At 74.6% G+C, this 23,421-nt stretch carries 28 protein-coding genes; 17 read left to right on the top strand and 11 right to left on the bottom strand.

Annotated features, from left to right (window positions below):
- The first annotated feature begins 181 nt into the window (after positions 1 to 181).
- On the top strand, positions 182 to 406 hold the full coding sequence (locus ACQPX6_RS16155; protein ID WP_433781247.1) for a hypothetical protein: 225 nt from the start codon (positions 182 to 184) through the stop codon (positions 404 to 406).
- On the opposite strand, the gene gvpO is transcribed toward ACQPX6_RS16155, so the two are convergent.
- Positions 398 to 664, bottom strand: coding sequence for a gas vesicle protein GvpO (gvpO, locus tag ACQPX6_RS16150; protein WP_433781246.1), 267 nt, complete (start codon positions 662 to 664; stop codon positions 398 to 400). The two genes, ACQPX6_RS16155 and gvpO, sit on opposite strands and share 9 nt — an antisense overlap.
- Before the next feature lie 167 nt (positions 665 to 831).
- On the opposite strand from gvpO, the gene ACQPX6_RS16145 reads away from it, so the two are divergent.
- Genes ACQPX6_RS16145 through ACQPX6_RS16135 form a run of 3 tightly spaced genes read left to right on the top strand, consistent with a single transcriptional unit; the run spans position 832 to position 2,842 of the window.
- A complete protein-coding gene (locus ACQPX6_RS16145; protein ID WP_433781244.1) occupies positions 832 to 1,263 on the top strand; it encodes a DUF6069 family protein in 432 nt (143 codons plus the stop codon).
- 32 nt (positions 1,264 to 1,295) lie between these two features.
- Positions 1,296 to 1,643 carry a YciI family protein gene (locus tag ACQPX6_RS16140; protein ID WP_433781243.1) on the top strand — a complete coding sequence of 116 codons (348 nt, stop codon included), beginning with the start codon at positions 1,296 to 1,298 and terminating at the stop codon, positions 1,641 to 1,643.
- Between the two features lie 11 nt (positions 1,644 to 1,654).
- On the top strand, positions 1,655 to 2,842 hold the full coding sequence (locus tag ACQPX6_RS16135; RefSeq protein WP_433781242.1) for an RNA polymerase sigma factor: 1,188 nt from the start codon (positions 1,655 to 1,657) through the stop codon (positions 2,840 to 2,842).
- 22 nt (positions 2,843 to 2,864) lie between these two features.
- On the opposite strand, the gene ACQPX6_RS16130 is transcribed toward ACQPX6_RS16135, so the two are convergent.
- Entirely contained in the window at positions 2,865 to 3,569 is a 705-nt protein-coding gene (locus tag ACQPX6_RS16130) for a FadR/GntR family transcriptional regulator (protein WP_433781241.1), read from the bottom strand.
- A gap of 198 nt (positions 3,570 to 3,767) precedes the next feature.
- Here ACQPX6_RS16130 and ACQPX6_RS16125 point away from each other — a divergent pair, with 198 nt between their 5' ends.
- The 4 genes from ACQPX6_RS16125 to ACQPX6_RS16110 are packed head-to-tail and all read left to right on the top strand — an operon-like array spanning position 3,768 to position 7,111.
- Complete coding sequence (locus tag ACQPX6_RS16125; RefSeq protein WP_433781239.1) at positions 3,768 to 4,640, top strand: fumarylacetoacetate hydrolase family protein; 873 nt, start codon at positions 3,768 to 3,770, stop codon at positions 4,638 to 4,640.
- 23 nt (positions 4,641 to 4,663) lie between these two features.
- Positions 4,664 to 5,428 (top strand): alpha/beta fold hydrolase, encoded by a 765-nt coding sequence (locus tag ACQPX6_RS16120; RefSeq protein ID WP_433781238.1) that lies wholly within the window; start codon positions 4,664 to 4,666, stop codon positions 5,426 to 5,428.
- Between the two features lie 36 nt (positions 5,429 to 5,464).
- Complete coding sequence (locus tag ACQPX6_RS16115) at positions 5,465 to 6,760, top strand: amidohydrolase family protein (RefSeq protein WP_433781237.1); 1,296 nt, start codon at positions 5,465 to 5,467, stop codon at positions 6,758 to 6,760.
- Between the two features lie 12 nt (positions 6,761 to 6,772).
- Positions 6,773 to 7,111 (top strand): DUF1636 family protein, encoded by a 339-nt coding sequence (locus ACQPX6_RS16110; RefSeq protein WP_433781236.1) that lies wholly within the window; start codon positions 6,773 to 6,775, stop codon positions 7,109 to 7,111.
- Between the two features lie 7 nt (positions 7,112 to 7,118).
- Here ACQPX6_RS16110 and ygiD read toward each other — a convergent pair whose 3' ends face one another.
- Genes ygiD through ACQPX6_RS16090 form a run of 4 tightly spaced genes read right to left on the bottom strand, consistent with a single transcriptional unit; the run spans position 7,119 to position 10,299 of the window.
- Positions 7,119 to 7,973: a 4,5-DOPA dioxygenase extradiol gene (gene ygiD / locus ACQPX6_RS16105; RefSeq protein ID WP_433781235.1), complete on the bottom strand. Its 855-nt coding sequence runs from the start codon at positions 7,971 to 7,973 to the stop codon at positions 7,119 to 7,121.
- A 54-nt stretch (positions 7,974 to 8,027) separates the two neighbouring features.
- Positions 8,028 to 8,432, bottom strand: a complete 405-nt coding sequence (locus ACQPX6_RS16100; RefSeq protein WP_433781233.1) for a (R)-mandelonitrile lyase — start codon at positions 8,430 to 8,432, stop codon at positions 8,028 to 8,030.
- A gap of 22 nt (positions 8,433 to 8,454) precedes the next feature.
- Complete coding sequence (locus ACQPX6_RS16095) at positions 8,455 to 9,222, bottom strand: glucose 1-dehydrogenase (RefSeq protein WP_433781232.1); 768 nt, start codon at positions 9,220 to 9,222, stop codon at positions 8,455 to 8,457.
- 39 nt (positions 9,223 to 9,261) lie between these two features.
- Positions 9,262 to 10,299 carry a zinc-binding dehydrogenase gene (locus ACQPX6_RS16090; RefSeq protein WP_433781231.1) on the bottom strand — a complete coding sequence of 346 codons (1,038 nt, stop codon included), beginning with the start codon at positions 10,297 to 10,299 and terminating at the stop codon, positions 9,262 to 9,264.
- A 127-nt stretch (positions 10,300 to 10,426) separates the two neighbouring features.
- Here ACQPX6_RS16090 and ACQPX6_RS16085 point away from each other — a divergent pair, with 127 nt between their 5' ends.
- Positions 10,427 to 11,326, top strand: coding sequence for a helix-turn-helix transcriptional regulator (locus tag ACQPX6_RS16085; protein ID WP_433781229.1), 900 nt, complete (start codon positions 10,427 to 10,429; stop codon positions 11,324 to 11,326).
- Positions 11,327 to 11,332: 6 nt separating this feature from the next.
- On the opposite strand, the gene ACQPX6_RS16080 is transcribed toward ACQPX6_RS16085, so the two are convergent.
- Complete coding sequence (locus ACQPX6_RS16080) at positions 11,333 to 12,118, bottom strand: IclR family transcriptional regulator (protein ID WP_433781227.1); 786 nt, start codon at positions 12,116 to 12,118, stop codon at positions 11,333 to 11,335.
- Between the two features lie 126 nt (positions 12,119 to 12,244).
- Here ACQPX6_RS16080 and ACQPX6_RS16075 point away from each other — a divergent pair, with 126 nt between their 5' ends.
- The 6 genes from ACQPX6_RS16075 to ACQPX6_RS16050 are packed head-to-tail and all read left to right on the top strand — an operon-like array spanning position 12,245 to position 19,300.
- Entirely contained in the window at positions 12,245 to 14,074 is a 1,830-nt protein-coding gene (locus tag ACQPX6_RS16075; RefSeq protein WP_433781225.1) for a PEP-utilizing enzyme, read from the top strand.
- Positions 14,071 to 15,138 carry a PEP/pyruvate-binding domain-containing protein gene (locus ACQPX6_RS16070; RefSeq protein ID WP_433781224.1) on the top strand — a complete coding sequence of 356 codons (1,068 nt, stop codon included), beginning with the start codon at positions 14,071 to 14,073 and terminating at the stop codon, positions 15,136 to 15,138. The genes ACQPX6_RS16075 and ACQPX6_RS16070 overlap by 4 nt, the downstream gene beginning before the upstream one ends.
- The gene (locus tag ACQPX6_RS16065) at positions 15,135 to 15,620 is read left to right on the top strand and encodes an acetyl-CoA carboxylase biotin carboxyl carrier protein (protein WP_433781222.1); all 486 of its coding nucleotides are present in this window, start codon (positions 15,135 to 15,137) and stop codon (positions 15,618 to 15,620) included. The genes ACQPX6_RS16070 and ACQPX6_RS16065 overlap by 4 nt, the downstream gene beginning before the upstream one ends.
- Positions 15,617 to 16,981, top strand: a complete 1,365-nt coding sequence (locus tag ACQPX6_RS16060; RefSeq protein WP_433781221.1) for a biotin carboxylase N-terminal domain-containing protein — start codon at positions 15,617 to 15,619, stop codon at positions 16,979 to 16,981. The genes ACQPX6_RS16065 and ACQPX6_RS16060 overlap by 4 nt, the downstream gene beginning before the upstream one ends.
- On the top strand, positions 16,981 to 18,456 hold the full coding sequence (locus ACQPX6_RS16055) for a biotin carboxyl carrier protein (protein WP_433781220.1): 1,476 nt from the start codon (positions 16,981 to 16,983) through the stop codon (positions 18,454 to 18,456). Before ACQPX6_RS16060 ends, ACQPX6_RS16055 begins: the two co-directional genes overlap by 1 nt.
- Entirely contained in the window at positions 18,449 to 19,300 is an 852-nt protein-coding gene (locus ACQPX6_RS16050) for an HAD-IIA family hydrolase (protein ID WP_433781218.1), read from the top strand. The genes ACQPX6_RS16055 and ACQPX6_RS16050 overlap by 8 nt, the downstream gene beginning before the upstream one ends.
- Before the next feature lie 6 nt (positions 19,301 to 19,306).
- Here the strand turns inward: ACQPX6_RS16050 and ACQPX6_RS16045 are convergent, their stop codons facing one another.
- Complete coding sequence (locus ACQPX6_RS16045; RefSeq protein WP_433781216.1) at positions 19,307 to 19,723, bottom strand: SRPBCC family protein; 417 nt, start codon at positions 19,721 to 19,723, stop codon at positions 19,307 to 19,309.
- 57 nt (positions 19,724 to 19,780) lie between these two features.
- On the bottom strand, positions 19,781 to 20,749 hold the full coding sequence (locus ACQPX6_RS16040; RefSeq protein WP_433781215.1) for a helix-turn-helix transcriptional regulator: 969 nt from the start codon (positions 20,747 to 20,749) through the stop codon (positions 19,781 to 19,783).
- A gap of 141 nt (positions 20,750 to 20,890) precedes the next feature.
- Between ACQPX6_RS16040 and ACQPX6_RS16035 the strand changes: the two genes are divergently transcribed.
- Positions 20,891 to 21,760 carry an alpha/beta hydrolase gene (locus tag ACQPX6_RS16035; RefSeq protein ID WP_433781214.1) on the top strand — a complete coding sequence of 290 codons (870 nt, stop codon included), beginning with the start codon at positions 20,891 to 20,893 and terminating at the stop codon, positions 21,758 to 21,760.
- A 36-nt stretch (positions 21,761 to 21,796) separates the two neighbouring features.
- Positions 21,797 to 22,576 (top strand): helix-turn-helix transcriptional regulator, encoded by a 780-nt coding sequence (locus ACQPX6_RS16030; RefSeq protein WP_433781213.1) that lies wholly within the window; start codon positions 21,797 to 21,799, stop codon positions 22,574 to 22,576.
- A 14-nt stretch (positions 22,577 to 22,590) separates the two neighbouring features.
- On the opposite strand, the gene ACQPX6_RS16025 is transcribed toward ACQPX6_RS16030, so the two are convergent.
- Both ACQPX6_RS16025 and ACQPX6_RS16020 read right to left on the bottom strand, forming a co-directional pair.
- A complete protein-coding gene (locus ACQPX6_RS16025) occupies positions 22,591 to 23,043 on the bottom strand; it encodes a pyridoxamine 5'-phosphate oxidase family protein (RefSeq protein WP_433781212.1) in 453 nt (150 codons plus the stop codon).
- A gap of 41 nt (positions 23,044 to 23,084) precedes the next feature.
- Entirely contained in the window at positions 23,085 to 23,399 is a 315-nt protein-coding gene (locus ACQPX6_RS16020; RefSeq protein ID WP_433781211.1) for a hypothetical protein, read from the bottom strand.
- Positions 23,400 to 23,421: the final 22 nt, after the last annotated feature.

Below are 23,421 nucleotides of genomic sequence, written 5' to 3'. Positions count from 1 at the left end.
TCCTCGCCCCGCAGCGGGGGATGGGCCTGAGCCTGGCCGCGCTGTTCGAGGCCCTGGGCTGCCCGCTGGACGCCGGCGCGTTGCTGGGCAGGTTCGGCGCTCGCTGCGCCGGCCCGTTCGCCCTCGACGTCGAGCACGCGGTCCGCGGCGGGGTCACGCGCGTGCGGAGCACGGCGCCACGGTGGTCGAGTCGACCGAGGAGGCCGCGCGGGGGTGGACCGACCACGTCCGCGAGGTCGGCGACTTCACGCTCTACCCGCAGGCGGACTCCTGGTACATGGGCGCCAACGTGCCGGGCAAGCCGCGGGTGTTCATGGCCTACATCGGGGGCGTGGGCGCCTACCGCCAGCACTGCGACCAGCTCGCCGCCGACGGCTACACCGGGTTCGCGTTCTCGTCACCCTGACCCCTGGCCCCGCACGTGGTGCCGTCGCCGGCGCCACCCGAGGACCTCGCCCGCGCGGTCGATCTCCATCTCGTAGACCGCGAGGATGTCCATCGTCGGCGGCACCCGGCGGGTCTCGACGACGTCGACGGTCACCGTCCACACCTCGCCGGCGCGGCGCAGGCCCACCAGCCCGTCCCACCGCCAGCCCAGGGCGTCCGCCTCCTCCCGCGCCGCGGCGAGGACCTCCCGCGCGCCGAGCGTCCGCTGGTCACCCATGTCCCCAGATCCCCCCGCACGGTGGCGGCGAACCGCGGGCGGCGCCGGGCCGCCGAAAAATTCTTCGAGAAACTTCCGCAGGCGTGTCGATCCGGAGCGGGTCCCGTTCGTCGCCATGGTGAGAGAGCGGCAACCGAGCCGGTCTCCCCACCGCTCCGGAGGTCACGATGTCCACCACCACCGCCCACACCGCCACCACCACCGACACCACCGCGGCCACCACCACCCCGGGCGCCGGCTCGGTGCTGCTGGCCGGCGCCGCCGCCACCGTCGCCGCGTCCGTCGCCACCGCGGCCGTCGCCGCCGCCGGCCAGGCCGTCGGCATCAGCACGGCTGTCGCCGGCATGCCGATCCCGACGTCCGGCTTCGCCGTCCTGACCGCGATGTTCTCCGTCCTCGGGCTGGTCATCGCCCTGGTGCTGCGCCGCACCCGCGCCCCGCGCACCGCGTGGATCCGCACCACGGTCGCCCTGACCGTGCTGTCCTTCGTGCCCGACGTCCTCGCCGACGCCACCGTGGCCACGAAGGCGCTGCTGATCCTGACCCACATCGTGGCCGCCGCCATCGTCATCCCCGCCGTCGCGCGCCGGATGGCCTGACCACCACCTCCCGCCAGAGAAGGAGCAGCACCGTGCACTACCTGATGAGCGTCGAGCTCGACCAGAGCCGGGGCGCGCCCACCGACGCCGAGCTGGAGAGGTCCCTCTCCCGGGTCGGGCCGGTCAACGACGAGATGAAGACGGAGGGGGTCTGGGTGTTCGGCGGGGGGCTGCTGCCCTACGACAGCGCCACCGTCGTCCGCGTCGAGAACGGCGCCACGACGATGACCGACGGCCCGTTCGCCGAGACGAAGGAACAGCTCGCCGGGTTCTGGGTCATCGAGGTCGACGACCTCGACGCGGCCCTGGCCTGGGCCGAGCGGTGCGCCGAGGCCTGCGAGGCACCGATCGAGGTCCGCCCCTTCGACGGGCTCGCCTGACCGCGCCGACCGTGGACCTGACCGACGTCTACCGCGCGGAGTACGGCCGCTGCGTCGCCACCCTGACGCGCCTCCTCGGCGACATCGGGCTCGCCGAGGAGGCCGTGCAGGACGCGTTCGCGGTGGCGATGGACAAGTGGGAGGGGCGCCCGCCCGACAACCCGGGCGCCTGGATCGTCACCACCGCCCGCCACCGGGCCATCGACCGCCTGCGCCGCGAGTCCACCCGCGAGACCCGGCACGCGCAGGCCCTGCTGCTGCACCAGAGCGACGACGACGAGGAGGTGGGACCGGTGCGCGACGACCAGCTGCGACTGATCTTCACCTGCTGCCACCCGGCGCTCTCGCCGCTCGCCCAGACCGCGCTCACCCTGCGCCTGCTCGGCGGGCTGGAGGTGCCGGAGATCGCCCGGGCCTACCTCGTGCCCGAGGCCACCATCTCCCAGCGCATCGTCCGGGCCAAGAAGAAGATCCGCGACGCCGGCATCCCGTACCGGGTGCCCGGCGAGGCGGAGCTGCCCGACCGGCTGCCGCCCGTGCTCACCGTGCTCTACCTGGTGTTCAACGAGGGCTACGCCGCGACCGCGGGCCCGCTGCTGCGCACCGACCTCTCCGCGGAGGCGGTGCGCCTGGCCCGGGCCCTCGCCGACCTCATGCCCGACGAGCCCGAGGTGCTCGGGCTGCTCGCGCTGCTGCTGCTCACCGAGGCCCGCCGCCCCGCCCGGGTGGCGCCGTCCGGCGAGCTGGTGACGCTCGCCGAGCAGGACCGCACCCTCTGGGACCGGGCGCTCATCGCCGAGGGTCACGAGCTGGTCCGTCGCTGCCTGCGTCGCGACCGCCCCGGCCCGTACCAGATACAGGCCGCCATCAACGCCGTGCACACCGACGGCCCGGCCACCGACTGGACCCAGGTGCTGGCGCTCTACGACCAGCTCCTGGTGCTCGTCCCGACGCCGATCGTCGCGCTCAACCGCGCCGTCGCGGTCGCCGAGGTGCACGGGCCCGCGGTCGCGCTCGCGGCCGTCGAGGAGCTGGACATCCCCGGCTACCACCTGCTGCCCGCCACCCGCGCCGACCTGCTGGCCCGCCTGGGCCGCGTCGACGAGGCCCGCGACGCCTACGACGAGGCGCTCGCCCTGGCCGGCAACGACACCGAGCGCGCGTTCCTGCGGGACCGCCGCGCGCGCCTGGAGCGCTGAGCGCGCTGGGCCCCGGGTCCCGTCAGTGCGGCCCGAGCAGGTTGGTGCGCACGTCGACGAGGTGGGCCCGCATGCGCTCGCGGGCGGCGTCGGGGTCGCGCTCCACGAGGGCGGTGACGATCTCGCCGTGGCAGCTCTCGTACCCGCGGCGCCGCTCGGGGGTGGCGGATCGGCGCTTGATGTTGCCCCACACCGGGAGGTCGCGGGCGGCGTTCATGGTGTCGAAGAGCCGCAGCAGCAGCCCGTTGTGCGCGGCGGCGGCGATGGCGCGGTGCAGCGCCGAGTCCCAGGCCTCGAACTCCTCGTAGGTCGCGGTGGCGTTGCCGCGGCGCAGGCAGTGCTCGACGTGGTCGATGTCGGCCTGCGTGGCGTGCCGGGCGGCGAGCGCGGCGACCTCGGGCTCCAGGACCAAGCGCGTCGACATGATCTCGGCGGGGCTGGTCTGCAGTGGTCCGCCCAGGCCGTGCGGCAGGGCGAGGTCGCGGCCCAACTCGGCGAGGAACGTGCCGCGCCCCACGTGACGGGTGATGCGTCCCTCGCGCTCGAGCTCGGCCAGCGCCGCGCGGACCGCGCCCCGGGAGGCGCCGAGCGTCTCGCTGAGGGCCCGCTCGGTGGGGATGCGTGCGCCCGTGCTCAGCGATCCGTCGGCGAGGCCACCGTCGAGCAGGGCGCGCAGCCGGCCGGCCACCGGGCCGCGCGGGGGCTCCTGCGCGTGGGGTGCAGCCACCGTCCACCTCGCTTCCGTCGGTACGTGCGTCGACCAATGACGGACCAATGCTATCCCATCGACCCCCTTGGCACCGTGTGGGCCGCGCCGTACGGTCGGACCAGCGAGGTCGCGACGCACCACACGCGACGATTGGTTCGTATTGATCCGCCTTGCGCCGCCCGGTGAGGTCCCCGGGGACGTGCTCCGGAGGTGTCCGTGAAGCTGGTGACGTTCGTCCACGAGGGGCGCGAGGCGCTCGGCCGGGTCGACGACGACGCGACCACGATCCGGGACCTGGGCGGGGTGGTCGGCGACCGCTCGCTGCTCGAGGTCATCGGGGACTGGGAGCGCCTGGGGGCCGCGATCGCGGCGGCCCGCGACCTGCCGGTGGTCGAGGGCGCGCGGCTGCGGGCCCCGATCCCGGAGCCGCGCCGGGACCTGTTCGCGGTGGGCAAGAACTACCGCGAGCACGTCGCGGAGTTCGGCCGCTCAGGCTACGACAGCCCCGACAAGTCCGAGGACCTGCCCGACAAGCCGATCGTCTTCTCCAAGGCGACGACCTCGGTGACCGGCCCCTACGACGACGTCGAGGCCCACACCGGCGTCACCAGTGAGCTCGACTACGAGGCCGAGCTCGCGGTGATCATCGGCGTCGGCGGCCGGGGCATCACCCGCGACGACGCGATGGGCCACGTCTGGGGCTACACGATCGTCAACGACGTGACCGCCCGCGACGTGCAGCGCGACCACAAGCAGTGGCTGCTGGGCAAGTCGCTCGACACCCACGCGCCCATGGGGCCCTGGGCGGTGAGCGCCGACGAGGTCGGCGACCTCGCCGCGCTGGAGGTCTCCTCCACGGTCAACGGGGAGCCGCGCCAGAAGGCGCCCGTCGCCGACCTGATCTTCGACGTCCCCGAGCTCATCCGCGTGCTCTCCGCGGGGATGACGCTGCTGCCCGGGGACGTCATCGCCACCGGCACCCCGGCCGGCGTCGGCATCGGCTTCGACCCGCCGCGCTTCCTGGTGCCCGGCGACGTCGTCGAGTGCGCGATCTCCGGCCTCGGCGCCCTGCGCAACACCATCCGCTGAACACCCTTCGGGAGGACGAGTACGTGGACGTCAACGGCAAGGACCTGGCGGTCGAGACCACCGGCGAGGGGCCGGTGGTGCTGCTCGTGCACGGCCTGGGCGGCACCTCGAACTTCTACCAGCCGCAGGTCGCGGCGCTCGCCGAGCGCTTCACCGTCGTCCGCCCCGACATGGAGGGCTCCGGGCGCTCCCCGGTCACCGGCACGCTGTCCATCCAGGGCTTCGCCAACGACCTCGCCGAGCTGATCAAGCAGCTCGACGCCGGGCCCGTGCGCGTCGTCGGCCACTCGATGGCCACGATCACCGTCCGGCTCCTCGCCGCCACGCGCCCGGAGGCCGTCTCGCACCTGGCGCTGCTCGGGGCCGTCCCCGCGCCGCTACCCGAGGCCGGGCAGCAGGGCCAGCACGACCGGGCCGCGAAGGCCCGCGCCGGCGAGATGCCCGCCATCGCCGACGCGATCACGGCTAACGCGACCTCGGAGGTCACCCGCCGCGACGCCCCGGCCACCGCCGCCTTCGTCCGCGAGCTCGTCCTGCGGCAGGACCCCGAGGGCTACGCCCGCTCGTGCGAGGCGCTCGCCGGCGCCCCCGACCCGGGCCCGGTCGACCCGCAGCTCCCGCTGCTGCTGGTCACCGGCGCCGACGACGGCGTCGGCAAGCCCGAGGTCAGCGAGTCGCTCGCGCAGGCGCACGGCGCCGCGACGCTCGACGTCCTGCCGGGCTGCGGCCACTGGACCGCGCTCGAGCGCCCGAACGACGTCACCGAGCACCTCCTCAAGTTCTTCTGACCATCACCGCCGACCCTCGCCGACGAGGAGCCCGTCATGAGCGTCCTGTTCCGCAACGTCTCGATCCTCGACTCCACCGGGGCCGCGCCCTACCCGGGTGACGTGCTCGTCGAGGACGACCGCATCGCCGCCGTGGGCTCCGTCGACCCGTCCCGCGCCGAGGGCGCGCAGGTGGTCGAGGGCCGCGGCCGCACCTTGATGTCGGGGCTGTGCGACGCGCACACCCACTTCAGCTGGAACAACTCGGCGGACCTCGACGGCCTGGGCACCATGCCGGTCGAGGAGCACCTGCTCTTCGCGGTCGAGTCGGCCAAGAAGTACATCGACTCCGGCTACACCATGTGCCTCGGCGCCGCGTCGGCCAAGGAGCGCCTCGACGTCGTCTGCCGCGACGCCATCAACGCCGGGCGCATCCCCGGCCCGCGCTATCTCGCCAACGGTCCCGAGATCGCAGTGACGGGCGGCGCGCTCATCAAGTCGATCACCAAGTTCGCCGACGGCCCCGAGGGCATGCGCAAGGCCGTGCGCGAGCTGGTCGACCTCGGCGTCGACCAGATCAAGCTGTCGATGACCGGCGAGGAGATCACCGGCACCCAGCGCGCGGAGGACACCTACTTCTCCGACGAGGAGGTCGCGGCCGCCGTCGCCGAGGCCCACCGCCGCGGCAAGCGCGTCTGCGCCCACGCCCGCTCCGCCGAGAGCGTCAAGATGTGCGTCCGGCACGGCGTCGACATCGTCTACCACGCCTCGTTCACCGACGCCGAGGGCATGGACATGCTCGAGGCCAACAAGGACTGGGTGTTCGTCGCCCCCGGCATCAACTGGCTCATCGCCACGCTCTACGAGGCCGAGGCCTTCGGGTTCCCGCAGGAGGCCGCCGAGGCCGTCGGGTACAAGAAGGAGCTGGAGATGGCCACCGACGGGCTGCGCGAGATGCACCGCCGCGGCATCAAGCTGCTGCCCGGCGGCGACTACGGCTTCGCCTGGACCCCGCACGGCACCTACGCCCGCGACCTCGAGCACTTCGTCGAGCGCCTCGGCTTCACGCCGATGGAGGCAATCATCTCGGCGACCGCGTGGGGCGGCGAGATCATGCTGCGCCCCGACGAGCTCGGGAAGGTCCAGCCCGGCTACCTCGCCGACCTCATCCTCGTCGACGGCGACCCGCTGGAGGACATCACGATCCTCCAGGACCACGACGCCCTCCACGCGATCATGAAGGACGGCCGGTTCCACAAGGAGGACAGCGGGATCGCCCCGACCAGCGGGCTCGACGCGCCGGCCGGACCGATCAGCGAGGCCACCCGGCAGTACGTCGAGGCCCGTCCCTAGGAGGTCCCGGCCGTGCCGCTGCTGGTCTGCCGCACCTGCCCGCGCGACGAGGCCGACAGCGGCTCGTTCGGTCACCGGCTCGATGCCGCGCTCGCCGCCGCCCGGTCCCGCGGCGTGCGGGTGCGGCACGTGCCCTGCGTCGGCGGCTGCCCGCACGCCGGCAACGTCGCCCTCGACGGGCCGGGCAAACCGCGCGTGCGCTTCTCGTTCCTCACCACCGACGACGCCGGCGACCTGCTCGACGCCACCGTCGCCTACGACGCCAGCAGCACCGGCACGCCCGGCGACTGGGACGTCCCGGCGCCGCTGGCGGGACGGCTGACCGCCGTCACACCGAAGCGGGTCGTGTAGCCCGACCTCACATGTTGCTGTCGTCGCCCGGCACCCCGGGCGGCGGCGCGACCCCGGCGTCGGTCGACGGGCCGGCGCCCGCGGTGTCGCCGAGCGTGTAGGACGTCATCGACAGCGACCCGTAGGCGTAGCCGTCGACCAGCACCTCGGCGCCCTGCCCGGCGGCCGCACCGAGCCCCGCGAGGTAGAGCAGCGGGATGAAGTGGTCGGGCGTGGGCACCGCGGTGCCCCAGTCGGCGTCGCCCTGCAGGCGGGGGAGGGCGTCGGGGCTGCCGGTCATCGTCTCGCGGGCCGCGTCGTCGAAGCGCTGCGCCCAGTCGAAGCCGTCGTCGGCGTGCCGGGGATCCATGCCGGCGAGGTTGTGCACGACGTTGCCGCTGCCGAGCACGAGCACCCCGCGCTCGCGCAGCGGCGCCAGGGCCGCCCCGAGCGCCAGGTGGTACTCCAGCGGCTTGAGCGCGTTGATCGAGAGCTGGACGACCGGGACGTCGGCCTCGGGGAACACGTGCGCGAGCACCGACCAGGTGCCGTGGTCGAGGCCCCAGCTGTCCTCGTCGAGCCCGACCCAGGTGGGGGAGACGACGTCGGCGACCTCCTCGGCCAGCTCGCGGTCGCCGGTGGCCGGGTAGTCGAGGCCGAAGAGCTCCTGCGGGAAGCCGTAGAAGTCGTGGATGGTGCGCGGCCGCGGCATGGCGGTGACCGCGGTGGCGTGGATGTACCAGTGCGCCGAGATCACCAGCACCGCCCGCGGGCGGGGGAGCGCGGACCCGAGCGCGTGCCAGGACGTGGTGTAGCGGTTCGCCTCGAGGGCGTTCATCGGGCTGCCGTGGCCGATGAACGCGGCCGGCATCGGCGCGGTCATCGGGTCAGGGTAGCGGCGAACCGGGCCGATCCCGGGTGCTCGCGCCGAGCGTCGTCAACCGGCCTGGGCCTGCCGGTACTGCTCGTCGGTCACCGGCTCCAGCCACGTGGTCCCGTCGCCGTCGCCGGTGCCCTCGAGCAGCGCGTAGTGGCACATGAGGTTGTCGTCGGTGGCGCCGTGCCAGTGCTCCTCGCCGGGCGGGGTCCAGACGGTGTCGCCGGGGCGCAGCGCGATGACGGTGCCGTCGCGCGTGACGACGAGCCCGCGGCCCGCGGTGCAGTGCAGCGTCTGGCCCAGGGCGTGGGCGTGCCAGTTGGTCCGCGCCCCGGGGGTGAAGCGGACGAGGCTGGCCAGGAGCCGGGAACGCTCCCGGGGGCCGTGGACGAGGTCGACGTAGACGTCGCCGGTGAACCGCTCGGCGGGGCCCTTCGCGGTCGGCGGAACGGTCTCGAGCTCCATGGGTGCTCCTCGGGGTGACGGGTCAGACGGCGGTGTAGCCACCGTCGACGGGCAGGGCGACGCCGACGACGAAGGCGGCGCCGGGGCTGCAGAGCCACAGCACGGCGGCGGCCATCTCCTCGGCGGTGCCGAGCCGGTGGATCGGCTGGTTCGCCTCCGCCGCGGCGCGGTCGAGGTCGCCGGACTCCAGCATCCGCGTGACCATCGGGGTCTCGATCGTGCCGGGGCAGATCGCGTTGATGCGGACGCCGCGCGGCGCGTACTCGACGGCGGCGCTGCGGGTCAGGCCGATGACGCCGTGCTTGGAGGCGTGGTAGGCGGCGCGGCCGGGCAGGCCGACGAGCCCGCCGAGCGAGGAGCAGTTGACGATCGCGCCCGAACCCTGCCGGCGCATCTGCGCGAGCTCGTGCTTCATGCTCGCCCAGATCCCGCGCAGGTTGATCGCGTTGACGCGGTCGAACACCTCGGCCGGCTCGTCGGCGGCATCGGTGGTGGGGGACTGGACGCCGGCGTTGTTGTAGGCCATGTCCAGGCGGCCGAAGGAGTCGACGGTCGCGGCCACGGCGTGCGCGACCTGGTCCTCGTCGCTGACGTCACAGGCCACGGCGAGCACGCGGCGCCCGGCGTCGCGCAACTGGTGCTCCGCGGCGTCCAGCGCGTCCCCGGGCAGGTCGGCGAGCGTCACCGCAGCGCCGGCCGCCGCGAAGGCCTTCGCGGTCGCGAGCCCCATCCCGGAGCCGGCGCCGGTGACGAAGGCAGTCTGGCCGGTGAAGTCGTAGGTCGGGTTCACCGGGTCCTCCGGGGACGGGTAGGGGACGTCACGCTCCGGTCACGGCGTCACCAGCACCTTGAGGGCCTCGCGGTCGGCCATCGCCCGGTAGCCGTCGGAGACGCCGTCGAGCCCGACGGTGCGGTCGAAGACCCGGCCCGGCTCGACCGTCCCGTCGAGCACCGCGGGCAGCAGGGTCTCGACGTAGGCGCGGGTCGGCGCGGGGCCGCCGGTGAGGGTGACGTTGCCGGCGAACAGGCTGCCGAAGCCGACGGGCGCCTCCTCGTACTGGGGCACGCCGACCCGGCTGATCGTGCCGCCGGGGCGGACGACGCCGTAGGACTGGTCGTAGGCCGGTCGGGCGCCGACGGCCTCGAGCACGACGTGGACGCCCTCGCCGCCGGTGAGCTCGCGGACCCTCGCCACGCCCTCCTCGCCGCGCTCGGCGACGACGTCGGTGGCCCCGAACTCGCGCCCGAGGTCGGTGCGGGCGCGGTGGCGGCCCATGAGGACGATCCGCTCGGCGCCCAGCAGCTTCGCGGACAGCACCGCGAGCAGCCCGACGGCGCCGTCGCCGACGACCGCGACGGTGGTGCGCTCGGTGACCCCGCCGCGCACGGCGGCGTGGTAGCCGGTGCCGAAGACGTCGGAGAGCGTGAGCAGGGACGGGGCGAGCGCGGAGTCCGGCCCGACGGGGAGCTTGGTCAGCGTGCCCTCGGCGAGCGGGACACGGATGGCCTCGGCCTGCCCGCCCTGCTGGCCGGGCTCGTCCCAGAACCCGCCGTGCACGCACGAGGTGTAGAGACCCTCGCGGCAGAAGGCGCAGGTGCCGTCGGAGTAGGCGAACGGCGCGACGACGTGGTCGCCCGCCCGCAGCCCCGAGACCTCCGCGCCCACGTCGGTGACCACGCCGAGGAACTCGTGGCCCATGCGGGCCGGTCCGTCGGCGGGCGACATCGAGCCGTAGGGCCACAGGTCGCTGCCGCAGACGCAGGACGTCGTGATCTGCACCAGGGCGTCGGTGGGCCGTTCGATCACGGGGTCGGGCACGTCCTCCGTGCGGACGTCGCCCGCGCCGTACATCAGGGTCGCCTTCATCGTTTCCTCTCGCTCGTTCGCTGTGCGAGCCCCACACAACGCCCGCGGAGCCGGTGCTGACAGGCGGCATCGGGAGGGGTGCCGGCAGCACCCCTCTCGCCCGGGCTCCGCGTCGTACCGTCGGGGCATGGACACCCGCGTCGAGCTCGGCGAGTTCCTGGCCTCGCGGCGCGCCCGGATCACCCCGGCGCAGGTCGGGCTCCCGGTGTACGACGCCGCCAAGCGCCGGGTGCCGGGGCTGCGCCGCCAGGAGGTGGCGACGCTGGCCGGGCTGTCGGTGGACTACTACACCCAGCTCGAGCGCGGGAAGGCCGCCGGCGTCTCGGAGTCGGTGCTCGACGCCATCGCCCGCGCCCTGCAGCTCGACGACGCCGAGCGCTCCCACCTCGCCGACCTGCACCGCAGCGTCACCACCAGCCCGCAGCGGGCCCGGCCGCGGCGCGCCGCCACGGTCCGCCCGATGGTGCAGCGCCTGCTCGAGGCGATGTCGGTGCCGGCGTTCGTCCGCAACGCGCGCCAGGACCTCGTGGCCGCGAACGCGTTCGGCTACGCGTTCTACGCACCGCTCTTCCCCGACCCGGCGGCGCCGGACCCGACCCGGCCGGTGAACTTCGTGCGGTTCTGCTTCCTCGACCCGGCGGCGCACGCCTTCTACCCCGACTGGGACACCATGGCCGACACCTCGGTCAACCTCCTGCGCACCGACGCCGGCCGCGACCCCTACGACCGCGGCATCTCCGACCTGGTCGGCGAGCTGTCCACCCGCAGCGAGGAGTTCCGCGTGCGCTGGGCCCGGCACAACGTCCGGCTCCACCACACCGGGGTCAAGCGCTTCCACCACCCGGTCGTCGGCGACCTCGAGGTCGGGTACGAGACGATGCCGCTGCCCGCCGACCCGGGTCTCGTCCTCACGATCTACAGCCCCGAGCCGGCCAGCCCCTCGGCCGACGCCCTCGCGCTGCTGGCCTCGTGGAGCGCCACCACCCTCGCCCCGCGCCTCGACGACGCGGTGGACCGCCCGGGGTGAGCGTGATCAGGGGTCGTCCGCCGGGTCGACCCCGTAGCCCACGTCGACGGTCGACGCGCCGATCGCGGCGACGGCGGCCGACAGCGGGGAGAGGACGTCGGCGAGGCGCGGGGCGGTGAGCGGCGCCAGCACCCCGAGCGCGGCGACCACGCCCGACGGGCCCGTCACGGGCATGGCCACCGACCACACGCCCTCGTGGTGCTCCTGGGTGCTCAGGGCGTGGCCCGACACGACGATCGCGTCGAGCTGGCGCCGGAGCACGGCGGGGTCGGTGACGGTCCACGCGGTGTAGCGCGCCGGCGCGCGCAGGACCTCCTCGCGCAGGTCGCGCGGGGCGTGGGCGAGCAACACCTTGCCGACGCCGGTGCAGTGCAGCGGCAGGTACCCGCCGGGGCTGTGGCGCGTCGGCTGGGTGCGGGACCCGGCCAGCCGCTCGACGACCAGCGCGCTGCGGCCCTCGAGCACCGCGACGTGGACGGTGTGGCCGGTGGTGATGACCAGGTCCTGGAGGTGGGGGAGCGCCGCCTCCCGCAGCGACGTCGGCGGCGCGAGGAGCCCGAGCTGCCAGACCCGCGCCCCGATCTCGTAGCTCCCGTCCGGACGCCGGCGCAGCAGCCGCGCCCGGCAGAGCTCGCCGACCAGGCGGTGCGCGGTGGCCACGGGCAGCGTCGCCCGCCGCGCGATGTGGGCGAGCGTCAGCGTGTGGTGGCGCTCGTCGAACGCGTCGAGCACCGACAAGGCCCGGGACGTCGCCGACCGGCCCGGCGCGGTGCGGATCGGGGGGCGCGGCACGGCGAAAGCTTTCCATGCCACGGAAGACGTGTGTTGCCTCACTCCGCGGGCTGGGCGACGGTCTCGGGGCGTGCTGCGGCGGTGGTCGCCTGGCCCACGGAGCAGACACGGAGCAGAGGAGCCCCCATGTCCCAGCCGTCCGGTGAGCGGACCTTCCCGCTGCCGTCGCAGATCGACCCCGTCCCGGGCGCCGAGGGCTGGGAGGAGATGTACCCCTTCTTCTCCCGCTTCCAGCCCGAGGACGACGGGCGCTTCTGGTTCTACAACTCGATGCACTTCCCCGAAGTGGTCCCGGCCTTCGACGGCATCACCTCGGAGGTGCCCTACACCGCGATCGGGGCGAACACCGCCCGGCTGTTCAGCTTCCCGACGACGATGGGCATCGAGTACCGGATCATCAACGGCCGCGTGTACATCACGGCCAACCCGGTGACCGACCCTGCGCAGATCGAGGCGCGGCTCGCCGACTTCCAGGAGCGCGCCGGGCACTACTACGCGAACTGGGACCGCCTCTACGCCGGCTGGCAGACGCGGATCGAGGCGCTGATCGCCGAGATCGAGGCGGTCGAGGTGCCGCGGCTCGGCGAGCTCGACGACCTGTCGGTGGTGCTGGAGTCGCGCGGCTACGCCAGCAACCACCTGCTGCGCGAGAACTTCCACCGCTGCATCGACCTGTACTCGACGATGTGGCACCACCACACCGAGTTCCTCATGCTCGGCTACGGCGCCTACGTCGTGTTCTTCGAGTTCTGCCGGCAGGCCTTCCCGGAGATGGGCGACCAGACGGTGGCCCGGATGGTCGCCGGCATGGACGTGACGATGTACCGCCCCGACGACGAGCTGAAGAAGCTCGCCGCCCTCGCGGTCGAGCTCGACCTCGCCGACCTGTTCGTCGAGGGCAGCGAGCCCGACAAGGTCCTGCGCGAGCTGGCCGAGCGCGGCGACGTGGGCGCCCGCTGGCTCGCCGCCCTCGAGGAGGCGAAGGACCCGTGGTTCAACGTCTCGGTCGGTGACGGCTTCTACCACCACCACCTGTCCTGGGCCGACGACCTGACCGTCCCGTTCGCCGCCCTGCCCCGCTACGTCGAGCAGATCCGCGCCGGCGAGGACCTCACCCGGCCCACCGAGCGGCTCGCGCAGGAGCGGGAGCGGATCGCCGACGAGTACCGCGCCCTGCTCGGTTCCGACGAGGAGCGCGCCGCCTTCGACCAGATGCTCGGGCTGTGCCGGCAGGTGTTCCCCTACATCGAGTCGCACAAGTTCTACTGCGAGCACTGGTTCACGACGCGGTTCTTCCAGAAGATCCGCGACTTCGGCCGGCTGCTCGCCGAGCGCGGGGTGCTCGCCGACGCCGACGACGTCTTCCACCTGCGCCACCTCGAGGTGGAGGAGGCCCTGGTCGACGTCTCGCTGGCCTGGGCGTCGGGCGGGGCCGAGCTCGGCGCGCGGCACTGGCAGCCGATCGTCCGCCGCCGCAAGCGGATCCTCGAGGCGCTCGCGGGCTGGTCGCCGCCGCCGGCCCTGGGCCCGGTGCCGGAGTCGCTCAACGACCCCGCGGTCAAGATGCTCTGGGGCATCACCGACGAGACGATCCAGACCTGGCTCGGCGCCGGGGACCTCGACGCCGACTCCGTGCGCGGCTACGCCGCCTCCCCGGGCGTCGTCGAGGGCGTCGCCCACGTGCTGATGAACGTCAACGACATCGGCGCGATCCGCGAGGGCGAGATCCTCGTCTGCCCCGTGACCGCGCCGAGCTGGGGCCCGGTGTTCGGCAAGATCGCCGCCGCCGTCTCCGACATCGGCGGCACCATGTCGCACGCGGCGATCGTGGCCCGCGAGTACGGCATGCCCGCCGTCGTCGGCACCGGCCAGGCCACCGCCAAGATCCGCACCGGCGACCGCGTGCGGGTCGACGGCGACCGGGGCCTCGTCACCGTCCTGCGGGAGACCCCGTGACCCCCGTGCTGCGGTTCGCCGACGTGGGGCGGGACGACGTGGCCGCCGTCGGCGGCAAGGGCGCCGGGCTCGGCGAGCTGCAGCGCGCCGGCATCCGCGTGCCCGACGGGTTCGTGGTGACCACGGTGGCCTTCGGCGACGCGGTCGCCGCGCTGGGCCTCGGGGCCCGGGTCGCGGCCCTCGACGCGGGGGACGCCGCCGCGATCACCGCCACGTGCGCCGAGCTGCGCGCGACGGTGGCGGCGGCGCCGCTACCGCCCGGGGTGGCCGACGCCGTCGTCGCCGGCTACCGGGAGCTGGCCGCCGCCTGCGGCGCCGACGACCTGCCGGTGGCCGTGCGCTCGAGCGCGACCAGCGAGGACGGCGCCGCGGACAGCTTCGCCGGCCTGCAGGACACCTACCTGTGGGTGCGCGGCGCGGACCGGGTGCTCGACGCCGTGCGCCGCTGCTGGGCGAGCCTCTACAGCGTCGAGTCGGTGACCTACCGGTTGCGTCGTGGCATCCCGGAGGACGACCTGGCGATGGCCGTCGTCGTGCAGCAGATGGTGGACGCGCGCAGTTCCGGGGTGATGTTCACCCGCAGCCCGCTCACCGGTGACCGGTCGGTGGTGGCCATCGACGCGAGCTGGGGCCTGGGCTCCGCGGTGGTCAGCGGCGAGGTCACCCCCGACGCGTTCGTCGTCAGTAAGGTGACCGGCGAGGTCGCCCGGCGGACGGTGGCGACCAAGACCCGCTGGCACCGGCCCGCGCCCGACGGGGACGGCGTGGTCGAGGGCGACGTGCCCGACGACCTGCGCGACGTGCCGTCGATCAGCGACGACGAGATCGCCGCGCTGGTCGCCGTGGCGCGCACGGTGGAGGCCCACCACGGCTGCCCGCAGGACATCGAGTGGGCGGTGGCCCGGACGGCCCCGCCCGGCGAGGCCGTCGTGCTGCTGCAGAGCCGGCCGGAGACGGTGTGGGCGGAGAAGGACGCCGCCGCCGCACGGGTCGCGACGCCGACCCCGCGGGCGTACGACCACGTGCTCAACGCCCTGGGTGGCAAACCGCGGACGGGGGCGTGAGCGCCGTGGACCTCACCCCGGACGACGTCCGCGACGTCGTGCGCGCCCTGGACGCCGGCGGCCTCGACGAGCTGCACCTCGAGCTGGCCGACCTCACCCTCACCGTACGTCGCGAGGGCGCCGCGGGCTGGACCGCCGAGCAGCGGGTGACCCGCGAGCCGCGGGTGGAGGGCGGTGCGGAGCCCGCCGTCGCGGCGGAACCCGAACGTCCCTCGACCGCCCTGCCCGACGGCATGGTCGCCGTGCACCCGCCGCTGCTGGGCACCTTCTACCGCGCCCCCGCTCCGGGGGCCCCGCCCTTCGTCGACGTCGGCGACGCGGTGGACGAGGAGACCGTGATCGGCATCGTCGAGACCATGAAGATGATGACGTCGGTGCACGCCGGCGTCCGCGGCACGGTGGCCGAGTTCCGCACCGGCAACGGCGAGTTCGCCGACACCGACGCGGTGCTGCTGGTCGTGGAGCCGGCGGGCGCCCCGTGAGGATCCGCCGCCTGCTCGTCGCCAACCGCGGCGAGATCGCCGCCCGGGTGATCCGCACCTGCACCCGCCTGGGCATCGAGTCGGTGCTCGCCGCCTCCGACGCCGACCTCGACTCCCTGCCCGCCCGCTGCGCCGACCGCGTGGTCCGTCTCGGCCCGGCGCCCGCCGCGCAGTCCTACCTCGACCCGGCCGCGGTGGTCCGCGCCGCGCGCGCCGTCGGCGCCGACGCGGTGCACCCCGGCTACGGCTTCCTGTCCGAGAACCCGGCGCTCGCCGCGGCCTGCGCCGAGGCCGGGATCGTCTTCGTCGGCCCGAGCGTGGCGTCCCTGCACGCGGTGGGCGACAAGCTGACCGCCCGGTCGCACGCCGTCGCCGCGGGCCTGCCGGTCGTGCCCGGCGGGGAGGCCGCCGACCTGGCGGCCGCGCGGGCGGTGGCCGCCGAGGTCGGTTACCCGCTGCTGGTCAAGGCCGTCGGCGGGGGCGGCGGGCGGGGCATGCAGCTCGTGCGGTCCGCCGCGGAGCTGCCGGGCACGCTCGCGCTGGCCGTGTCCGAGGCGGCCGCCGCGTTCGGCGACGCGCGCGTCTACCTGGAGCGCTACGTCGCGTCCGGGCGCCACGTCGAGGTGCAGGTGCTGGGCGACGGGGTGTCCGCGGTGGCCCTGGGCGATCGCGACTGCTCGGTGCAGCGCCGCTACCAGAAGCTGGTCGAGGAAGCGCCCGCGCCGGCGCTCCCCGGGCACGTCCACGAGGCGATGGCCGCCGCGGCGCTCGCGCTGGCCGCCCACCTCGGTTACCGCGGCCTGGGCACCGTGGAGCTGCTCTACGACCGGGAGCAGCAGACCTTCTTCTTCCTCGAGATGAACGCTCGCATCCAGGTCGAGCACCCCGTCACCGAGATGGTCACAGGGCTGGACCTCGTCGCCGAGCAGATCGCCGTCGCCGAGGGGCTGCCGCTGCGCCTGCGCCAGGCCGACGTCGCCCTCACGGGGCACGCCGTGGAGTGCCGCATCAACGCCGAGGACTGGGCCGACGACTTCCGCCCCGCACCCGGCCGGATCGACCGCGTGGTCCTGCCCGTCGGGGACGGGATCCGCGTCGACGCCGGGGTCCAGACCGGCTCCGTCGTCCCGCCGCACTACGACTCGTTGCTGGCCAAGCTCGTCGTGCTCGGCGCCGACCGCGCCGACGCCCTGGCCCGCGCCCGCGCGGCGCTGGAGCTGCTGCGCGTGGACGGGGTGGTGACGACGGCGCCGATGCACCGGGCCCTGCTCGACGACGACGAGTTCGCCGTGGGCGGCGTCGACACCGCCTTCTTCGAGCGCTTCCTGGCCGACCGCCGCGCGCCGGCGGGGGTGTCCTGATGGCCGACGTCGGGCTCGTCGACGTCTCGCTGCGCGACGGCAACCAGAGCCTGTGGGGTGCCTCCGGGGTGCGCAGCGCCCACGTCCTCGCGGTCGCGCCGATCCTCGAGCGGGTCGGCTTCCGGGCGCTCGACTACAGCTCGAGTACCGCGATGGGCGTGCTGGTGCGCACCCACCGCGAGGACCCGTGGGCACTGTTCCGGCGCACCCGCGCCCTGATGCCGCGGACGAAGCTGCAGTTCATCGGCACCGGCTTCCGGTTCATCAGCTGGCAGAACTCCCACCCCGACACGATGCAGCTGGTCTACGACCGGCTCGTCGCCAACGGCATCGACCGCGTCGTCGTGCTCGACCCCATGCACGACATGGACGCGGCCCGGGCCACCGCCCGACGGCTGAAGAAGGCCGGCGTCGACGAGGTCGTCGGCGCGCTCACCTACACGATCAGCGCCGTGCACGACGACGCGTTCTACGCCGACATCGCCCGTCAGTTGCGCGCGTGCCCGGACATGGACCGCGTCTACGTCAAGGACCCGGCCGGCATCCTCACCGCCGAGCGGGCCCGCACGTTGATCCCGGCGGTGAAGGCGGCGCTCGGGGACACCGCGCTCGAGCTGCACTCGCACGCGACCATCGGGCTCTCGCCGTTGACCTACGCCATCGCGCCCGAGCTGGGCGTCGAGGTGGTGCAGACCGGCTGCGGCGCGCTGGGCAACGGCTCGTCGCTGCCCGAGGTGCGCCGCACCGTGGCCAACGTGCGCGCGATGGGCCACACGGTGGACGTCGACGACCGCGCGCTGGGCCTGGCCTGCGACTTCGTCGACCGGCTGGCCGCGACCGAGGATCTCCCCGCCGGGCGCCCGCAGGACTTCGACGCCGCGTTCCTGCACCACCAGATCGCCGGCGGCGTCATGAGCACGACCCGCCGGCAGCTGCGCGAGATCGGGATGGAGGACCGCTTCGAGGGGCTCATCGAGGAGGTCGGCCGCGTCCGCGCCGAGCTCGGCCACCCGATCATGGTCACCCCGTTCCCGCAGATGGTGGTCTCGCAGGCGCTGTTCAACGTCATGGGGGAGCGGTGGGCGACCGTGCCCGACCAGGTCATCCGCTACGCGCTGGGCAGCTTCGGGCGGCCCACCACCCCGATCGCTCCCGACGTGCTGGACCGGATCCTCGACCGGCCGCGCGCCCGCGAGCTGCGGGCCGAGCCGCCGGCGCCGTCCCCGGAGGAGCTGCGCCGCCGGTTCGGCACCCGGATCAGCGACGAGGAGCTGCTGCTGCGGGCGCACATGCCCGCCGAGGAGGTCGACGCGATGCTCGCCGCCGACCCCGCGCCGCAGCACCACCAGCCGGCCCTGACCCCGGTGCTCGACCTCGTCCGCGCGGTGGGCGAGCGATCGAGTGTCCACGACCTCGCGGTCACCAAGGGCGATCTGCGGCTGTCGGTGCACCGGCGCGGAGCCGGCGATGGCTGACCCCGCGCCCGAGGTCCTCGACCGGCTGCGGGCGGTGCGCGGCTTCGTGCTCGACATGGACGGCACCCTGGTGCTGGGCGACCGCGAGAACCGCGGCATCCGTGCCCTGCCCGGCGCCGTCGAGTTCGTCCGGCTGCTGGGGGAGCGGGGCACGCCGTGCTGCGTGTTCACCAACGGCACCGTGAAGACGCCGCAGGAGTGCGCGCACGCCCTGCAGGACGCCGGGTTCCCGGTGCCCGACGACGCGGTGCTCACCCCCGCCACCGCGGCGGCCGAGATCCTGGCGAAGCGCGGTGACCGGCGGGTCATGGTGCTCGGCGGCAAGGGCCTCACCGAACCGCTGGAGGCCGCGGGCATCGAGACGCTCCCGCCGCTGCGCGGCACGTCCTCCGACGCCGTCCTCGCGGGCTGGTACCGCCAGGAGCTGACGTTCGAGGCGCTGGAGGCGGCCTGCTTCGCGGTGCTCGACGGCGCGCGGTTCTACAGCGCGTCGCTCTCGCCCTGGTTCGCCACCGCGGAGGGGCGCAGCCTCGGGTCGTCGCGGGCCATCAGCGCCGTCGTCCGCGACATCACCCGCGCGCGCGTCACCGTGGTCGGCAAGCCCGCGCTGGCGGCGTTGCGGACCTCGGCGCGCCGGCTCGGCGTCGCGCCCGCCGAGCTGGCGGTGGTGGGCGACGACCCCGGCCTCGAGGTGCCGATGGCGCACCGCGGCCGTGCGCTGGCCGTCGCGGTGCACACCGGCCTCGGTGACGCGGACTCGTTCCGCGACGTGCCGGAGCACCGGCGCCCGCACCTGGACCTCGCGGACGTCGGCACCCTGGCGCGGCTCCTGGCCGGGGGCTGAGCTGCGTCAGGAGTCGAGGGCGCCGGCCCGCTCGACGAGCTGCTTGATCGCGGCGAGGGTCTCGTCGACCCCGCCCTGGATGCTGCCGTCGGTGTCCTCGGTGACCCGCTCGGTGTGGATGTGCACCTCGACCTCGCTGCGGTCGTCGCCGACGGCGCGGACGTCGAGGTCGCCGCGGTAGCCGTTCTCGCCCTCGGAGCCCCAGGCGAGGTGGCGGGACTCGTCGGTGACCTCGAACCACGCCTTGCCCTCGACCTGCGAGCCGTCGGGGAGCGCGGCGGTGGTGCGGACCTCGTTGCCGTCGCCGGGCTCGGCCGAGGTCATGCGCGCGAAGTACTTCGGGAGGTTGTGCACGTCGGAGAGGAAGGCGAACAGGACATCGTCGGCAGCAGCGACGGTGGTGGTGCCCGTGAAGTCGGCCATGGGGCCGGTTAGCCGCCCGGGGCGCCGTTCACCACGCCCTGCGACGAACGGTCGTCGCTAGGGGTCGGGGGCGGCGAGGCGGCGCCACTCGCGGGGGGTCATGCCGTACGCGGTGCGGAACCGCCGGGCGAAGGACGTGGGGTTGGTGAAGCACCACGCGTGCGCGATCCGCGCGACCGATCGGTGGGCGAGGCGGGGGTCGGCGAGGTCCTCCCGGACGGCCTGCAGACGGCGCAGGGTGATCCAGCGGGCGAGGGTCGTCGGCTCGTCGCGCCAGAGGTCGTAGAGGTACCGCCGGGAGACCGCGTGCGCGTCGGCGATCGTCGCCGGGCTCAGGGCGGGGTCGTGCAGCCGGCGCCCGACGTAGCGCCGGATGCACGCGCGGAGGTGCTCGGCGCTCACGGCGGCGCCGACCTGCTGCTCGGGACGGGCGGCGCCGAGCAGCATCGCGCGCACCACCTCGATCGTCGCGAGCCCCACGCTCCGGCGTGCCGCCGCGTCCGGGACACCGGCGGCCGGGGGCAGCGCCAGCACGTGGTGGGCCACGAGCGTGCGCAGGGGACTGCGGTCGACCAGCGCGGCGGCGGTGCGCAGCGTGTCGATGTCCATGCCCAGCTGGTCGGCGGAGAGGTAGAGCTGCAGCAGCGGGGTGTCCGCGGCCGTCCGCAGGTGCATCGCCCGCGTCACGTCGACGACGCCGACGACGTCGCGGGTGGCGCTGCTCCGGGTGGTCCCGGCCTGCGACAGCACCCAGGTGCCGCTCGGCCGGACGGCGAGAGAGATGCCGGCGGGCACCCCGTCGATGGTCCGGGTGGTGGCGACCTGGTCGTAGGCGAGGCCCTCGAGGTGGGCCAGGGCGACGGGGCCCAGGTCGTGCCGGGCGATGGTGGCGGTGCGTCCCACGGGGAGGCGCAGCGCGCCGATCCGGGTCATCGGCGCCAGCGCCGACATGGTGGCGACGGCCTCGTCGCGGGCGTCGCGCACCGCCCGAGCGTCGTCGGGGGTCCACGAGGCGATGACGGGCACGGCGGCACTCCGCGTCGTCGGCGGGTCGCGCCCGAGCGTAGGGCCTGCACGCGTGGTGCAGAACCGTGCGCCGTGGCGACATCGGCGGGGGCCGTCCGCTGCCAGGTTCGCGGGGACGTCCGGAAACAGGAGGAATCGACCATGACGCACGCGGCCCGTCCCGCCCCCGACACGATCGTGCTGGTGCACGGCTTCTGGGTGACGCCCCGCTCGTGGGAGCAGTGGATCGCCCGCTACGAGGCCCAGGGCTACCGGGTGATCGCCCCGGCCTACCCAGGCTTCGAGGTGGAGGTGGAGGCCCTCAACGCCGACCCGGCCCCGGTCGAGGCGCTCACGACGGCCGGGATCGTCGAGCACCTCGAGTCGGTGCTGCGCGAGATCCCGTCACCGCCGATCATCATCGGCCACTCCGCGGGCGGGGCGTTCACGCAGATCCTGCTCGACCACGGCTTCGGCGCCGCGGGCGTCGCGCTGAACTCGGCGCCGACCGAGGGCGTGCCGATCATCCCGCTCAGCCAGGCGAAGGCGACCTTCCCGGTGCTGAAGAACCCTGCCAACCGCCACCGGGCGATCCACTACGACTTCGCGCACTGGAACTACGCGTTCACCAACACCTTCCCGGAGGCCGAGGCCCGGGCGCTCTACGAGCGCTACGCCGTCCCGGTGTCCGGCGGCATCATCTTCGAGAGCGCCCTGGCCAACCTCACCCCGGGCCACCAGGGCACCTGGGTGAACTACCACAACGCGGACCGGGTGCCGCTGCTGTTCGTCGCCGGCAGCGAGGACAACATCATGCCGCCGAAGATCCAGTGGTCGAACGCCGCCCACTACCGGGGCGAGGACACGATCACCGAGGTGGTCGAGTTCGGCGGCAAGCCCCACCTGCTGCCCGCGGCGCCGGGCTGGGAGGAGATCGCCGACTACGTCCTGGCCTGGGCGGTGCGCCACGCGACGGCGCCGCCGGCGGTCGTCCCGCAGGCCGCGGAGCCCGCCGAGCCCGTGACCGTGTGACTTGACCCCCCGCGCCGCGCCCCGAACGCTCGTCGTGTGAGCCCGGACGCCGTGACGAGCGCGGCCACCCTCGCCGAGGTGCACGTCGTCGAGCCCGGGTCGACCAGCGTGCTGCGCTTCGGGGACGTCGACGGGCGCGCCCGGGGGACGGGCGGATCGGTGCTCGTCGACCTGGCGACGCCGTGCGTCGCCCGCTGGCCCGAGGACGGTGTCCCCGCCTTCCGGGTCGGCGTCGACGAGCTCGCGGTGCCCCGGGGCACCGCCCGTGCCGCGTCCCGCACGATCCGCACGGACCCGCTCTACCCCCTGGTGCGCGACCACCTCCTCGTGGTGGCCGCGCGCGCCCCGACGCTGGCGCCCGCCGCCGCCGCGGCGCTGGGCGCCGCCTCGGTGCAGCTCGTGCGCGCGCTGGTCCTCTCCGCGGCCGGCGACGCGCGGTCGCCCGCGGACCCGACGCCGACGCCGGCGCCGGTCGCGGTGCGCGTCCAGGCGTACGTGCGCGTCCACCTCCGCGACCCGGCCCTGTGCCCGGAGCAGATCGCGGCGGCGAACGCGGTGTCGACGCGGACGCTCTACGCGATCTACGCGGCGCTCGGGACCAGCCTCGAGCAGTCGATCATCGACCAGCGCCTGAAGGGCGCGCGGGTCGACCTGATGGCCCCCGGCCGTCGTCACCAGTCCATCGCGGCCGTCGCCCGGTCGTGGGGGTTCCGCCACCCGAGCTTCTTCGCCCAGCGCTTCCGCCGGGCCTTCGGCGTCACCCCCGGGGAGTGCCGGGCCGGGGCGGTGCTCGGGAGCACCCTCGATCCGGCGTGAGGATCGTGGGGCCGCTACGCGCGCTCCACCCGCCGCAGCCCGTGCGCCGGCGTCCACCACTCGACGACCAGCCGCGTCGCCGCCGCGTCGAGGTGCGTGTGCACGACCTCGTCCACGTCGAGCCGGAAGAGGTCGCCCTCGCCCTCGGCGCCCGGGGAGCCCGCGACCGCCCGGCCGGCGACCTTGGCCTCGCCGGGCCACTGCGCCTCGGCGCCCTCGACCGGGTCGACCGTGGCGCTGTGCAGGGCGCACCGGGGATCGCGGCGCAGGTCGGCGCCCTTGCGGGCCCCGGGCATCGAGCCGATCGTCAGCTCGCCGTCGGCGAACGCCGTCTCGATGCCGGAGATCCGCGGCGCCCCATCGGCGCGCAGCGTCGCGATTGTGTGGTGCCGGCGGCCCTCGAACAGCGCCCGCACCCGGCCGGCGAACTCGGGCTCCGCGTCCTCGACCTCTCGCCACGGCGTCATGGGGCGCGATGCTCGCACCGGGGTCCGACAGTGCGGGGCCGCTACATCTCGCGCTCGAGGGGCGCGCTGATCCCGGCCCCGTCCTCGGTGAGCCGGCCCTTCGTGCGGGCGTCGGCGAGCATGCCCTCGAAGTCGGCCTCCCAGCCCTCGGGCACCCGGCCGGCGGCCATGCGGCGCAGGGTGGCCACGGGGACGACGACGTGGTCGGCCTTCTCCGAGAGCTCCCCGGCGTCGTGCTCGGCGAGGATCTCGGCGAGCTTGTCCGAGGTCAGCCGCTGCCGGTAGGAGGCGTAGAGGTCGGTCACCCGCTCGGGCATGCGCAGGTCGACGCCGTCGGTGGAGATCGCGAGGTACAAGGGGTCCTCCGGAGTGCGTGGT

Source organism: Actinomycetospora sp. CA-101289, from assembly GCF_050955895.1.
Lineage (GTDB): Bacteria > Actinomycetota > Actinomycetes > Mycobacteriales > Pseudonocardiaceae > Actinomycetospora.
This window is presented reverse-complemented; position numbering and strand designations above follow the sequence as displayed.